Annotated in this window: 14 protein-coding genes, 1 tRNA gene and 1 pseudogene; 10 read left to right on the top strand and 6 right to left on the bottom strand. The window is 66.0% G+C overall.

The window, feature by feature from the left end:
* Both ACZK2V_RS01395 and ACZK2V_RS01400 read left to right on the top strand, forming a co-directional pair.
* Positions 1–855, top strand: coding sequence for an SPOR domain-containing protein (locus ACZK2V_RS01395; protein WP_180845017.1), 855 nt, complete (start codon positions 1–3; stop codon positions 853–855).
* Between the two features lie 40 nt (positions 856–895).
* Positions 896–971 (top strand) — tRNA-Thr (locus tag ACZK2V_RS01400).
* Between the two features lie 81 nt (positions 972–1,052).
* Here ACZK2V_RS01400 and ACZK2V_RS01405 read toward each other — a convergent pair.
* Positions 1,053–1,595 (bottom strand): hypothetical protein, encoded by a 543-nt coding sequence (locus ACZK2V_RS01405; RefSeq protein ID WP_180845018.1) that lies wholly within the window; start codon positions 1,593–1,595, stop codon positions 1,053–1,055.
* A gap of 521 nt (positions 1,596–2,116) precedes the next feature.
* Complete coding sequence (locus ACZK2V_RS01410) at positions 2,117–2,524, bottom strand: hypothetical protein (RefSeq protein WP_180845019.1); 408 nt, start codon at positions 2,522–2,524, stop codon at positions 2,117–2,119.
* 597 nt (positions 2,525–3,121) lie between these two features.
* Here ACZK2V_RS01410 and ACZK2V_RS01415 point away from each other — a divergent pair.
* Positions 3,122–3,892 carry a DUF3011 domain-containing protein gene (locus ACZK2V_RS01415; protein ID WP_180845020.1) on the top strand — a complete coding sequence of 257 codons (771 nt, stop codon included), beginning with the start codon at positions 3,122–3,124 and terminating at the stop codon, positions 3,890–3,892.
* Between the two features lie 74 nt (positions 3,893–3,966).
* Here the strand turns inward: ACZK2V_RS01415 and ACZK2V_RS01420 are convergent, their stop codons facing one another.
* Positions 3,967–4,416 carry a hypothetical protein gene (locus tag ACZK2V_RS01420; protein WP_180845021.1) on the bottom strand — a complete coding sequence of 150 codons (450 nt, stop codon included), beginning with the start codon at positions 4,414–4,416 and terminating at the stop codon, positions 3,967–3,969.
* 274 nt (positions 4,417–4,690) lie between these two features.
* Between ACZK2V_RS01420 and rocF the strand changes: the two genes are divergently transcribed.
* Positions 4,691–5,611 carry an arginase gene (gene rocF / locus ACZK2V_RS01425; RefSeq protein WP_094001609.1) on the top strand — a complete coding sequence of 307 codons (921 nt, stop codon included), beginning with the start codon at positions 4,691–4,693 and terminating at the stop codon, positions 5,609–5,611.
* A gap of 162 nt (positions 5,612–5,773) precedes the next feature.
* Positions 5,774–5,911, top strand: coding sequence for an entericidin A/B family lipoprotein (locus ACZK2V_RS01430; protein WP_008266021.1), 138 nt, complete (start codon positions 5,774–5,776; stop codon positions 5,909–5,911).
* A 66-nt stretch (positions 5,912–5,977) separates the two neighbouring features.
* Here the strand turns inward: ACZK2V_RS01430 and ACZK2V_RS01435 are convergent.
* A protein-coding gene (locus ACZK2V_RS01435; RefSeq protein WP_223224739.1) for an IS3 family transposase occupies positions 5,978–7,212 on the bottom strand; the annotation gives its coding sequence in 2 pieces (ribosomal slippage) (positions 5,978–6,861 and positions 6,861–7,212; 1,236 coding nt in all).
* A gap of 244 nt (positions 7,213–7,456) precedes the next feature.
* Here ACZK2V_RS01435 and ACZK2V_RS01440 point away from each other — a divergent pair.
* A complete protein-coding gene (locus tag ACZK2V_RS01440) occupies positions 7,457–7,678 on the top strand; it encodes a CsbD family protein (protein WP_004153772.1) in 222 nt (73 codons plus the stop codon).
* A gap of 73 nt (positions 7,679–7,751) precedes the next feature.
* Here ACZK2V_RS01440 and ACZK2V_RS01445 read toward each other — a convergent pair whose 3' ends face one another.
* The gene (locus ACZK2V_RS01445; protein ID WP_180845022.1) at positions 7,752–8,552 is read right to left on the bottom strand and encodes a hypothetical protein; all 801 of its coding nucleotides are present in this window, start codon (positions 8,550–8,552) and stop codon (positions 7,752–7,754) included.
* Positions 8,553–8,660: 108 nt separating this feature from the next.
* Between ACZK2V_RS01445 and ACZK2V_RS01450 the strand changes: the two genes are divergently transcribed.
* From ACZK2V_RS01450 to ACZK2V_RS01465, 4 genes and pseudogenes are all read left to right on the top strand, one after another.
* On the top strand, positions 8,661–9,953 hold the full coding sequence (locus tag ACZK2V_RS01450; protein WP_180845023.1) for a tryptophan--tRNA ligase: 1,293 nt from the start codon (positions 8,661–8,663) through the stop codon (positions 9,951–9,953).
* Positions 9,954–10,089: 136 nt separating this feature from the next.
* Positions 10,090–10,392 (top strand): hypothetical protein, encoded by a 303-nt coding sequence (locus ACZK2V_RS01455; protein ID WP_065724234.1) that lies wholly within the window; start codon positions 10,090–10,092, stop codon positions 10,390–10,392.
* Between the two features lie 156 nt (positions 10,393–10,548).
* Positions 10,549–11,481, top strand: coding sequence for an MBL fold metallo-hydrolase (locus tag ACZK2V_RS01460; RefSeq protein ID WP_071229395.1), 933 nt, complete (start codon positions 10,549–10,551; stop codon positions 11,479–11,481).
* Between the two features lie 105 nt (positions 11,482–11,586).
* A pseudogene (locus ACZK2V_RS01465) lies at positions 11,587–13,233 on the top strand (M28 family metallopeptidase).
* Between the two features lie 112 nt (positions 13,234–13,345).
* Here ACZK2V_RS01465 and ACZK2V_RS01470 read toward each other — a convergent pair.
* Positions 13,346–13,645 carry a hypothetical protein gene (locus ACZK2V_RS01470; protein ID WP_071229393.1) on the bottom strand — a complete coding sequence of 100 codons (300 nt, stop codon included), beginning with the start codon at positions 13,643–13,645 and terminating at the stop codon, positions 13,346–13,348.
* Between the last annotated feature and the right edge of the window lie 61 nt (positions 13,646–13,706).

Consider the following 13,706-nt stretch of genomic DNA (forward strand, 5'->3'; position numbering starts at 1 on the left):
ATGCTGACCCGTGCCCTGATCGTCGTACTGGCCATCCTCAATCTTGGCGTCGCCTGCTGGTGGCTGCTGCGCGATGCACCGCAACCGCCCGCGCCGCCGCCGCAACCGGCCGGTGTGGCCGAGCTGCGCTGGGTGCCCGGTGGTGTGGATGCCAATGCCGCAGCCGAAGCGACTGCCGCTGCCCCGACCGCACCGCTGGTGGAGCGCGAACCGGCCGCGAAGACGGCCGTGGCTGCGACGCCTGCGCCGGCGCCGGCCGTGCCAGCCAAGCCGGAAATTCCCAAGCCGCAGACGGCTGACGCTGCGGCGGTTGCTGCCGCTGCCAAGCCGGTAGCACCGCCAGCACCCGTACCGGCACCGGAAAAACCCGTAACCCCGCCTGCGGCCAGCGAGCCGCCGCGCTGCGTCGCACTGGGCCCGTTCGCCGACCGCGCCGCCGCGAGCAGCGCGCAGGGCAAGGCCGGCACGCTGATCAGCCAGGTGCGCCTGCGCGAACAACCCGCTGCCAGCGGCAGTGCCCGTTACCGGGTGATGCTGCCGGCCGCCGCCAACCGCGACGAAGCGCAGGCCACCGTGAAGCGCATCGTCGCCGCCGGCCTGAGCGACTACTACATCATCAGCCAGGGCGAGGAAGCCAACGCCGTGGCGCTGGGCCAGTACCGCAACCGCGAAGGCGCCGAGCGGCGCATGGCGGCGGTGCAGGCCGCCGGCTTCCAGCCGCGCCTGGTCGCCAGCGGCGACGCCGGCCAGTGGTGGCTGGAAGGGCAGCTGGCGGCGGGCAGGCAGCCGGCCCAGGCCCAGCAGCGCAGCGGGGCGGCACAGAGCCGGTCGCTGGAATGCGCGCGGTTGCGCTAGAATCCCCGGACCGCGGCATTGCCGCCGGTGATCCACCCATGCCGCTTTAGCTCAGTTGGTAGAGCAACTGTCTTGTAAACAGTAGGTCATCCGTTCGATTCGGATAAGCGGCACCACTTGGGATCTCCGCTACGCCCCGGAGCCAGGGGTTCAGCGAGAAAGGCCAGCGCAGTGCGCTGACCTTTTCGCGTTCAGGCCTACTGCAGACGAATCAACTCGTTTCCAATCTGCTGGCACCGTTGCAGCATCGACTCGCCGGATGGCGTTCCAAGCCGGATGGTGCCGTCCACCAGCAACGGATAGGTCTCAAGCCGCACACGATAGGCCTGCTGGGACGAGATGCGTACTGCCCGATCACCTGAAGCAAGCGGGGCTCCGGGCAAGCTATCTTCCTTGATGAGCCCGTTGATCTTGAGCTGGGCACACAGCCCTGCGTAGTAGGCGCTTCTTTCGTCGCGCGCTCGCGGATGCCTGGTAGCGTGCCCTAATGCGTGAAGGCTCTCGTGCGCAACCAGGTCAACGAGATCCGCGAAGGCTTGTCGTTGATCGCCGTAGACGTGCGATGCAAGTGCAAGCGTCCTGCCTGTCGCAAAGCGGCCAAGCGATCTTGTCCGTATTGCCCCCGCAGTGCCTTCCGGCACTAGCAGGATCCGATAGCTGTTGGATGCTGCCGGTATCCATGACTCGGCCAGGTCCGCCGCCGCATCGATCCGTGAACAGACATCTTCAGCAACGATCACAAGCCCATCCGCGATCTGCAGGCTGATACTCCGCTCAGTGTTTGCACAGCGGTGGACGTGCGTGGTGCCTACGGCGGTTCGCCCGGGAAGCAGGGAAGCAGTGTGGAAGTAGCGGAGAGGGCCCAGAGGAACAGAAACAACTTCGGTGTATCCAGCTGAGGCAACCCCTTTGGGAACGGCAGTAGTAGTGCAGCCTGAAAGCAAAACGGTGCAGACACCGAAAAGGAACATCGCGACTCTGTACATCCCGCCCCCGTGTAGAAGCGGGATGGATGCCCCCGCTCCGGTGAGTTAACCAGTAGCAAATTGGCATGCGCAAGTGTGGCGCTGAGTGATTGACGCGATCGCGCACCTCACACTCGAGGTAATAGCTCGCCTTTCATCGCTTCTCCCAAAAGTGCGGGTGCTCAAAGCGCACCCGCATCCTCTGCTGTTTACTACCCAGCAGTGGGTCTGCCTGATTCGATGGCTGGGGGCGTGGCGTTATAAGGCTGCACGCTGGGGATCTCAACGTTCCGCATTTACTGAGCCCCGCCCACCTGCAACGCCACATACTCCGCCAGCCCCCGGCAGGCCAGCATCAGCCCTTCGCGCGAGCCATCGCCGATGTCGTCTTTCTCTTCCCCGTCCACGCGCACACGCTCGGCGGCGTGATACAGCTCCAGCAGCGACACCAGGCCCACCGCGGCGCGATCCCGGCGAGCGGCGGCCACGGCCTGGCCGGGTGTGCTGGCCGGCCCTTGCCACGGCTGTCCGTCGGCGGCATCACCGGCGCGGATACGCTGCAGGCAGCCGGGAAGATTGATCGGCGCGGGTGCCTCGTTTGCAGCGGCGAAAGCGGCTTCCAACGGCTGCGCCAGTTCGGGCGGCAGGCGCAGGGCGGCCTCGCCCAGTGTGGCGGTCAGGTATGGGTGGTGGGGCTTGGGCATGCGGGCATCCTCGTGCGGAACAGAGGTGCCACCGGAGAAGGGTGGCGGGCGATACGTGGTTTCCAATCCCGGGACTGAATGAGCCGGTGGGCACGAGGCCCCCACGCACCGCCCGCCGTCGATCGGCGAACGGATTGCCAGCCGGCGCCGCTCTTGAGAAGACGGCGCCGGCTGGCAAGCGTATACAGCTTTCAGTCTTCGGGTTGGAAATCCCGGCCACCCCGCTGAAGGTGGCAATTCATCATGTGCACGCGAAATCACCGCCTGCCAGTCGTTTGTTTCGATGACATCGGATGATCTGAGAGGAAAAATGAATTATCGCGTTTGGCCCGTTTCGAGCAGCGCAATGCCAGAGGCGACATATCGCGCATTGCCGTGATCCACGATAAATCAGGCCGTGCCATCGCTCTCGCACTGGCCATGGCGGGCCACGGTGTAAAGCTGGCTTAACCAGCCCGGCGGCGCTTCAGGACCACCCTACCAGACCTGAATCCCCATGCGCGGCACCCGGTTCTTGATATTCCTCACGGAAAGCCCCCCACGCCCCATCGCATACTGCCACCACAGGCCCACCCCGGGCCCCTTCGGGATCCGATCATGCGTCGCCACGCCCTGCCGCTCACCGCCGCACTGTTGTCCACCGTTTTCGTGGCCCCGGCCATGGCCGCGGTGCCGTTCTTCAACGCCAGCTGCCCGGGCGGCATCGACGTGCACGCCGACGAAGGCGGCCCGGTCTACGTGCAGGGCCGCGAGGCCACGCTGAAACGTTTCAACGACCGCTATTTCGAAGCACGCGATGCCAACAGTGGCATCACATTGTCGATCAGCAGCAGCGACGACGGCACGCCGCAGATCAGCTACACCGGCCGTGGCGGCGCCAATGGCATCTGCCAGGTCAGTGCCAGCGGAACGCCCGCGCGGGAAGAGCATCGCGACCGCCGTCGCCACGATGACGACAACGATGCGGCGTTGCCGCGCGAGGTGACCTGCGAATCCACCGACCAGCAGCAGGTGTCGTGCGACATGGATACGCGCGGCAACGTGGAGGTGGTGCGCCAGCTGAGCCACACCCGCTGCGAAGAGGGCAGGAACTGGGGCCTGTCGCGGCACTCGGTATGGGTGAACGGCGGGTGCCGTGCGGTGTTCCGCAATGTGTCCAAGGTGGCGTACAGCGCACCGGCGGGTGATACCGCACTGGGCTCCTGCAATATGCGCAAGGGCGCGCAGGGCACGCTGGTGACACAGATGCCGGTAGGCAGCGATTACCAGGAACTGATCATTGATTATCCCGATGGTCGTTTCCTGTGCATGATGCGCAACAACGGCCAGGTGCAGAGCCTGACGCCGGTTCGCCGCCGCGGCGGTTGAGATGCCGCGGGGACGAACCCGCCGTCGGCCGCGTGTTCGAAGGGGGCAATGCGGCGTGCGTTGCCCCTGTTTCGTTACTGCTGGTTTACCGGGTCATTGCCCTTCTTGTAGGTGTACCCAGTGACTTCCCAGCTGCCGCCATGGCCGGAGGAGGGTTCCACCCAGGTGAACTCCCATGTCTGCAGGGAGCCATCGGGAAGCAGGTTTTCCACCCGGTAGATCTCACCGGGAATGCCCTGCTCCGGCAGCTTGCCGGGAATCGATCCGTCCGAGCGTGCAGATGCGCCCCCGACGGAGAACGCCCGCCGTTCCACGTGTACGTTGCCGTAGCCCTGCGGGGCGAACGTCGGCTTTACACGCTGCGCCACCCAGTCGAGCACCTGGCGTGCGCCTTGCGTGTGCATTGCAAACGCATCGGAGGTCACCGTATGGGTGATGCGCTGCGAGGACGCGCTGGCATCTGCCGCAACCAGTCCGCCCAGGGCAATTGCCAGCACCGCCAATCCATTCAGTACATGTTTCATACGCGTCGATTTCCTTTATCGGGGAATTGAAGAGGCACCGTTTGGGGTGCCGATGCAGGGTGCAGGCAATGGCGGCCTTGGATAAGAGGCGATACCGACCTGGATGTGAGGCGTGTCAAGGAAGGCCGGATTCCTTACGAACAAGTGCCGGGATGCCTGACCAGGAACGTCAGCGTGGCCCCGGTGTTCTGGATCACCGACTGCTGCACCGCCGCGAGTGGTGTCACACAGCTCTGGCTAGACTGTGCTTCTTTTTCCCCCGCAGGAGGCACCCATGGCCCATCCCATTTCCGTATCCCTGATTGGCGTTCCCACCGATGTGGGTGCGGGCCATCGTGGTGCCCGGCTTGGCCCGGAAGCGCTGCGCGTGGCGGGCCTGCCGGAGGCGCTGGAGGCGCGCGGCGTAGACGTGCGCGACCTGGGCAACCTGGATGGCCCGCGCAACCCGTGGACCGCGCCGGTGGAAGGCTACCGCCACCTGGATGAAGTGGTGGCGTGGAACCATGCGCTGATGGAAGCCAGCTATGCCGAACTGCAGGCCGGCCGCATGCCGATCATGCTCGGCGGCGACCACTGCCTGGGCATCGGTTCGATCACCGCCGTTGCCCGCTGGTGCCGCGAGCAGGGCAAGACCCTGCGCGTGCTGTGGCTGGATGCCCATTCGGATTTCAACACCAGCGACGTGACCCCGTCGGGCAACATCCACGGCATGCCGGTGGCCTGCCTGTGCGGCCTCGGCCCGGATGCGTTGACCCGCCTCGGCGGCACCGTGCCGGCGATCACCCCGGCGCAGATGCACCAGATCGGCATCCGTTCGGTGGACCCGGACGAGAAGCGCCTGATCAAGACCCACAAGGTGGATGTCTATGACATGCGCTACATCGACGAGAACGGCATGAAGCGCACCGTAGAAGCAGCGCTGGCAGGCATCGACGAGAACACCCATCTGCATGTCAGCTTCGATGTGGACTTCCTCGACCCCAGCATCGCGCCGGGCGTGGGCACCACTGTGCCGGGCGGGGTGAACTACCGCGAGGCGCAGCTGGTGATGGAGATGATCGCCGACACCGGGCGCATGGGTTCGCTGGACATCGTCGAGCTCAACCCCTTGCTGGACAAGCAGAATGCCACCGCCGAACTGGCCGTGGACCTGGTCGAAAGCCTGTTCGGCAAGTCCACCCTGATGCGTGACTGACGGCGCCGCCTGAACGGATCTGTGATCCGTTCACGCCCGCTCCACGCCACTGCCGCCAGATTGCACTTCACGCGGCGGTGGTGGGCATTGGCCTTCTCCCGCCGAGCGAAAGAATCCCATCCGCGAATGAAGCGGTGTAGCGGCAAACCCAAGGAGAAGCCCATGAAGCGCGTAGTTGCCCTGATGCTGTTGTCGATGTTCTCGGTGGCCCTGCTGGCCGGCTGCAACACCATTGCCGGTGCCGGCAAGGACGTGCAGAAGGCGGGCGAGAAGGTCGAGGACACCGCGAAGGGCCGTTGAGCCCTGCACGGAACGTGACTCGTCCTGCCATAGGTTGACACCGATGGGTGGATGGTCCGGCCGCCGTCAGGCGGCCAAAGACGCCCGATGCATCGCATCGGGCGTCTGCATTTTAAGGGACAGGTGGGGGCGCTCAGCGTTGTAGATGTCTACGGCCTCAGCCACCATCTGGCGGGCTTGCCCCAGGTCCCGTGGGCGATGAAGCAGGAACTCGCACTTGAGGATCCCGTTGACTCGCTCTGCCAGAGCGTTCTGATAGCAGTCGTAGCCGTCGGTCATCGAGCAGGTCAGGCCGTGCCGCGCATGGATCTTCTGGTAGTAATCCGAGCAGTACTGGATTCCACGATCAGAGTGATGGATCAGCTTCTGCGGTGTCTTTCTCCCTTTCAGCGCCATCTCCAGCGCCTGAGCTACCTGCTCTGTCTGTAGCGTTTCATGCACGCTCCAGCCCACGATCTTGCGCGACCAGGCATCGGTGACCAGGCTCAGATACACGAACTTCCCCTGCGTCGGCAGATAGGTGATGTCCGCCACCCACACCTGCTCGCTACCGGTTGGTATTACGCATCCTTGGCCAGGTTTGAGCAGATTCGGATGCCTGCGAAAGCGATGATGGCTGTCGGTAGTCTTGTGATAAGCCCGACGTTTCGGTACCAGCAGGCGCGCTTCCCGAAGTACGTCAAACAACCGGTCACGTCCCATGGTGATTCCCGCCGCCTGCAGCTTCGGTCCGATCAAATGGTGCAACTTGCGCGTCCCGATCCGTGGCTGCCGCACGCGGCAATCGCTCACCAGCGCCAGTGCTTTGGTCTCGCTGGCGCGTCGTCGTTGATGCCGGCACCCCGCTTGATAGAACGCCTGTCGACTGATGCCGAAATGGCGGCAAGCCCTTGCCACGCTTACGCCTTTGAGGCGCCCTTGCGTGAGGACTTGCCTGAAGGCTTTTTTACGATGCGCACCCCGTAATCCTCTTTGAGGACATCCACGATGGCTTCGAAAAGCTGTGCTTTCTCGTTGGCCTCCCGCAACTGGACCTGCAGGGCCTTGATCTGTTGTTCCGGCGTCAGCGGCGTGGCCGGTCCACTTTTGGGAGAAGTCGTCATGGGGGCAGATGATGCACCACCTGACCAATCCTGCCGACCATGGCGGCGAAGCCACTTCAGAACCGTGCTGCTACCTTGGATACCGTATCGCTCCTGAGCCTTCTTATAGGTCAGTTCTCCACGCTCGACCTGATCGACCACGGACAACTTGAAGGCCAGCGAGTAATCCCGCTGACTGCGCCTGATTGTTGATTTCATTGAACATTCCTTTTCCAGAGGGAAAAGGTGTCAACCCAATTCAGGACGGGTCAACGGAAAGAGAAAAGGCCGGGGATTTCCCCGGCCTTTTTTTGCGCGTGCTTTTCGCTGCGTGCTGTCGAAGCGGAGTGAACCATTCAAGCAGGTGAGCATCTATTTCATTGCCGGTTGACCGGTATTCAACAGCTGCTGCGCGAAGCTGGAGCCACGGTAAGAACGCCGTTGCAACCAAGGACTCCCAGCAATGAACAAAGACATCATTTCCGGCAAGTGGTCGCAGCTGAAGGGCAAGGCCCAGGCCAAGTGGGGCGATCTGACCAACGACGATTTCGATGTGGCCGAGGGCAATGCCGAGTATCTGGCCGGTCGCCTGCAGGAACGTTATGGCTGGGCCAAGGACCGCGCGGAGAAGGAAGTGCGTGAGTTCCAGGACGCCGTGAGCAAGGACTACCCGGACTACAAGTAAGCACTTCGGTTTCCCCCACAACACAACGCCCGCACCGAGAGGTTGCGGGCGTTGTGTTGTCTGGGCGGGACGATCAGCTCGCCGGCGGGTCCGGCACGTAGCGGTTGGGGAAGGCCTGTGGTTCGCGCGGCAGGCGCGACGGCGAATCCACCAGGATGCCGCGTGCGCGCAGGTTGCGGGCGCTGTCGTAACGCAGCTGCAGTACCTGTGCGGGGCTGCGGCTGGCGCGTTCGAAGTCGGTATCGCGCACCGAAGACTGCTCGCGTGCACCGTGGCCGGTGCCCAGCGCTGGCGCCTGCGACTTGCTGGCGTAGCCCTCGATGCGGCTGCTGCTGGCGCTGGCATCGGCCGATGCTTCCGCCGCCGGGGCTGGCAGCGGCAGGCCACGGCGCAGGATCGGATCCGGACGCCAGCGGCGCGCTTCCTCGAACACCGCTACGCCCACCACGCCGATGTTGTCCGGGCGGCCGGTGCGGCTGGCATAACTGCCGCTGGGGCTGCTGAACACGAACTGCGCCACTTCGTCCTGGCTCTTGCGCCAGCCGGTGATGTCGGCGCGCTGGCCGGGATTGAGCACGTAGCCGGTCTGCGAAGGATCGGCATCTTCGCCGGAGATGGCGTTGACGCCGTCTACCGACAGCACCACCAGCACCCGGCGCGGGCTGTCGTTGTACAGGCGCACGGCGTAGCGGTGGCCGCGCTCGCCGGCCACCCAGCGCTGGCCCTCGGCGGGGTAGCTGCGCAGTTCGGTGCCGCGGTCGCGGTCGACCAGGGCCATGCGCACGGGGCCGCCGTCGTACACCGGCGGCGGCATCGGGGCCGGGCGGAAGCCGGCCAAGGGCAGGATCAGCAGCAGGGGCAGCAGGCGTTTCATCGGGCGTCTCCAGCGGGGTTGCGTGAATGAACGCGCCGCAGGCCCTGACGGGGTTGGTGGCGTGCAAGGTAAACTGGCCCCGTTCATCGAAGGTTACCCCACGCAGTCATGACGACCCGAGTCCTTACCGGCATCACCCCCTCCGGCACGCCCCACCTGGGCAACTACGTTGGCGCCATCCGTCCGGCCATCGCGGCCAGCCGCGCGCCGGGGATCGAGAGCTTCTTCTTCCTGGCCGACCTGCACAGCCTGATCAAGTCGCAGGACCCGCAGCGCACCCAGCGCGCGACCCTGGAGATCGCGGCCAGCTGGCTGGCCTGCGGCCTGGACCCGGAACACGTGTGGTTCTACCGCCAGAGCGACATCCGCGAGACCACCGAGCTGATGTGGTTCCTGACCGCCATCGCCAGCAAGGGCATCCTCAACCGCGCGCACGCCTACAAGGCGGCCGTGGACAAGAACCGCGAGGAAGGCGTGGACGAGGACGCAGGCGTCAGCGCCGGCCTGTTCATGTACCCGGTGCTGATGGCCGCCGACATCCTGATCTTCAAGGCCAACCAGGTGCCGGTGGGCCGTGACCAGATCCAGCACATCGAGATGGCGCGTGATTTCGCCCAGCGCTTCAACCACGTGTACGGCAAGGAGTACTTCCCGCTGCCGGACGTGGTGATCGACGAGCAGGTGGCGACGCTGGCGGGCCTGGATGGCCGCAAGATGAGCAAGAGCTACCACAACACCATTCCGCTGTTCGTGCCGCGCGAGGAGCTGAAGAAGCTGGTGTTCTCGATCCTGACCGACTCGCGTGCACCAGGCGAGCCGAAGGACACCGAGGGCTCGGCGCTGTTCCAGATGTACCAGGCGTTCGCCACCCCGGAACAGACCGCGGAATTCGCCAACGCGTTCGCCGCGGGCATCAGCTGGGGCGATGCCAAGCAGCAGCTGTTCGAGCGCATCGACAGCGAGCTGTCGCCGCTGCGCGAGCGCTACAACGCGCTGATGGCCGAGCCGGAGAAGATCGAGGCGCTGCTCAAGCGCCGTGGCCAGCAGCTGCGCGAGCAGCTGGCGGCACCGCTGCTGGACGAGCTGCGCCATGCGGTCGGCCTGCGTGATCTGTCCAGCGCGGGCGATATCGCCAGCGAGGATGCCGGCGTGGCCCGCGTGGCACCGCCGCTGTTCAAGCAGTACCGTGAAAAGGATGGCCGCTTCTACTTCAAGCTGACCGCTGGTGACGGCACGCTGCTGATCCAGAGCGAAGGCTTCGATTCGCCGCGCGATGCGGGCCAGCTGATCGCGGTGATCAAGCAGGCCGAGCAGGGCGACCAGCTGCAGAGCGAGCTGTTCAAGCTGGACGCCGAGGTAGACGCCGTGCTGGCTGCCCTGGCCGTGCTGCGCGAAGCGTAGGGTAGTGCCGGCCGCTGGCCGGCAACTGCACGTTCCCCAGGCTCCCGGAAATGCCGGCCAGCGGCCGGCACTACCCGTGAACGAAGGTCATGGCATGATGTCCGCGCGCCTCCGGCGCGATGACATGGAGTCTGCGATGGCCTGGTTGTCGCTGCTGCTGTTCCTGCCCTGGTTCCTGCTGCTGGGCAGCCTGTACTGGCTGTTCCCGCGCCAGCCGCGCACCGCGCGGCGGCGCCTGTTCGACAGCACCACCCTGGTGCTCGCATTCGCGCTGAGCATCGTGTCGATGCTGTGGGGCTACCGCATTGGCGTGGTGCAGCCGGGCGCGGGCCCGATCTGGCCGCAGGTGCTGGCGGTGCTGTACGCCTACGGCGCGTTCCTGGCGGTGCTGGTGTTGGCCCTGTTGCTGCGGCCGCGGTTCGCATTGCGCTCCGGCTGATCGGTAGTGCCGGCCGCTGGCCGGCACATGCATTCTCCTGGCTATCCCGAGGTTGCCGGCCAGCGGCCGGCACTACCCGACCAAAGCCGCATCGAACCCGGGCCGCCTGCGCGCCTACCATGGGGGTCTGTTCCCGATCCTGCCAGGTGCGTGCCGATGACCGCCGACCCCAGCATCCACACCATCGATACCGGTTTCCAGCGCCCGGATTTCGACGCGGCTTACCTGATCGTTGAGAACGGCCGCGCTGCGTTCGTCGACTGCGGCACCGGCCTGTCGGTGCCGGCGATGCTGCAGGCGCTGGCGGATGCCGGCCTGGGCGTGGAGGCGGTGGACTGGCTGCTGCTCACCCACGTGCATCTGGATCATGCAGGCGGTGCAGGCCTGCTGATGCAGCAGTTGCCGAATGCGAAGGCGGTGCTGCACCCGCGCGGTGCGCCGCACATGATCGATCCGACCCGCCTGATCGCGGGTGCCACGGCGGTGTATGGCGCCGAAGAGATCGCGCGCAGCTATGGTCGCATCGAGGCGATTCCGGAGCACCGTGTGGTGGCGGCCGAAGACGGCCACCGCATCGATCTGGCCGGCCGCGAGCTGGTGCTGCTACATACCCCGGGCCACGCGCTGCACCACTACTGCGTGTGGGATGCGCGCAGCCGCAGCTGGTTCACCGGCGATACGTTCGGCATCTCCTACCGCGAGCTGGATAGTGCGCAGGGTGCTTTCATCTTCCCCACCTCATCGCCGGTGCAGTTCGATCCGGAGGCGATGAAGGCCTCGATCCGGCGCATGCTCGATTACGCGCCGCAGGCGATGTACCTGACCCACTACGGTCGTGTGGAACAGGTGGAGAAACTGGCCGATGACCTGTTCGAGCAGATCGATGCGATGGCCGCCATCGGCCGCCAGTGCGATGGCCGACCGGACCGCCACCGCTGCCTGCTGGCCGCACTGCAGGCGCTGTACCTGGAACGTGCACAGCTGCATGGCTGTGCGCTGGACGATGCGGCGGTGACTGCGGTGCTGGCGATGGACATCGAACTCAACGCGCAGGGCCTGGCCTGCTGGCTGGACCGCATCAGCAGGTAGATCCACGTCATGCGTGGATGACGTGGACCCAGGCTGCGCCGTGATGTCACGACCACGTTACACTCTGGTGACTTCCAAGCTAGCCGTGGTACTGCCGTGAATCCGATGCGCGTGTTGCTGCTGTCGTCCTGCCTGTTTGTCGGTGGCCTGGCCCATGCGGCCAACGACCTGCCCGGCGGCGGTATCGATCCGCAGGCACTATCGCGCCACGTGCATGTGCTGGCATCGGATGAATTCGAGGGCCGCGCGCCGGCCACCGAGGGCGAAGAGCGCACGGTGCAGTACCTGATCGAGCAGTTCCGCAGCTACGGCCTGCAGCCGGGTGGCGTGGATGGCAGCTGGGTGCAGCCGGTGCCGCTGGTGCGCGCACAGCTGGAGGGCGCGGCCAAGGCCAGCCTGTCGCTGAAGCAGGGCAAGCGCGCTGGCCAACGGCGTGGACGTGACCCTGCAGAGCCTGCAGCCGCGTAAGCGCGTGCAGATCAAGGATGCGCCGCTGGTGTTCGTCGGCTACGGCATCGACGCGCCGGAACGCCAGTGGAACGACTACAAGGACGTGGACCTGCACGGCAAGATCGCCGTCGTGCTGATCAACGACGCCGATTTCGAAGCCGATGCGCCGGGCGCGTTCGACGGCAAGGCGGTGACCTACTACGGCCGCTGGACCTACAAGTTCGAGGAAGCCGCGCGCCGTGGCGCCGAGGGCGTGTTGATCGTGCACGAGACCGCACCGGCCGCCTATGGCTGGGCCACGGTGAAGAGCTCGGGCACTTCGCCGCTGTTCGACATCGAGCGCGGCCAGGCCGAGGCGATGGCCCAGCACACCCCGCTGCGTGGCTGGATGCAGCGCGAACTGGCCGAGGCGATCTTCGCCGACGCCGGCCTCGACTTCGATGCCGAGAAGCGCAAGTCGATGCGCGCCGACTTCCGTCCGGTGGCGCTGGACAACGCGAAGCTGAGCGTTGATTTCGCGCTCAAGCGCGAGCAGGTGGTGACCCGCAACGTGGTGGCCAAGCTGCCCGGTGGCGAGCATGCCGACGAGGCGGTGATCTTCTCGGCGCACTGGGATGCCTTTGGTATCGGCCAGGCCGACGCCAAGGGTGACCGCATCCGCCGCGGTGCGATCGACAACGCCACCGGTGTGGCCACCGTGCTGGAACTGGGCCGGGTGTTCGCCGCCGGCCCGCAGCCGCAGCGCACGCTGTACTTCGTGGCTCTCACCGCCGAAGAGAAGGGCCTGCTGGGTGCCAGCTACTACGCCGCGCACCCGCTGGCGCCACTGGACAAGACCGCCGCAGTACTGAACATCGAGATGTTCAGCCCGGATGGTGCGACCCGTGACATCGCGTCGTGGGGCAAGGGCCGGGTCTCGCTGGAAGGTGACCTGGAACGCGTGGCCAAGGCCCGCGGCCGCAGCTACAGCCCGGACCCGAATCTGGAAGCCGGCTTCTTCTACCGTGCCGACCACTTCGCCTTCGCCCGCCTGGGCGTGCCGGCGATCACCATCGGCCCGGGCCTGGACAAGCTGGACGGCGGCGTTGAAGCCGGCCGCGCTGCGCGAGAAGTACTTCGCCGACTGCTACCACCAGGCCTGCGATGCGTGGACCCCGAGCTGGGACCCGAGCGGCCATGCCGCCGACACCCTGCTGGTCTACGACCTGGGCGCCGAGCTGGCCAACAGCCGCCGCTGGCCGACGTGGGAAAAGGAATCGGAGTTCCGCGGCGCGCGACAAGAGCGAAGCGGCCCGCCGTTGAGGTAGTGCCGGCCGCTGGCCGGCAACTCCCTGCTCTTTCCGGAGGTTCATGAGGTTGCCGGCCAGCGGCCGGCACTACCGAAAGAGGTGGCGTTGCCGGCCAGCGGCCGGCACTACCTGCGCCGGCGCAGCAGCTTCCACGCGCCCCAGCCACTGGCGGCGAGCGCTGCCAGATAGCACGCCACCATCGTGCGCAGTCCAACCGGCGACCCTGCATTGATGCCGCGATGCAGGCGCAGTTGCAGCGAGCTGTGGCCGCTGCCCAGGTCCACCGCCAGCTGCAGCGCCAGCGCGGCGCAGAACACCAGCAGGGCAATCCCGAATCCGATGCGCGGCCACGCGGCCTGCGCGTTGGGGCGGCGCAGCAGCCAGGCCAATGCCGTGGCTGCGGCCAGCGTCGCCGCGATCCACATCAATGGCGTGGCGGGAGACGCAGCGGCCACCGGCAGTGCACCGGTGGCCGCGATCAGGGCA

The sequence above is a fragment of the Stenotrophomonas sp. 93052_Sma genome (genome assembly GCF_056481145.1).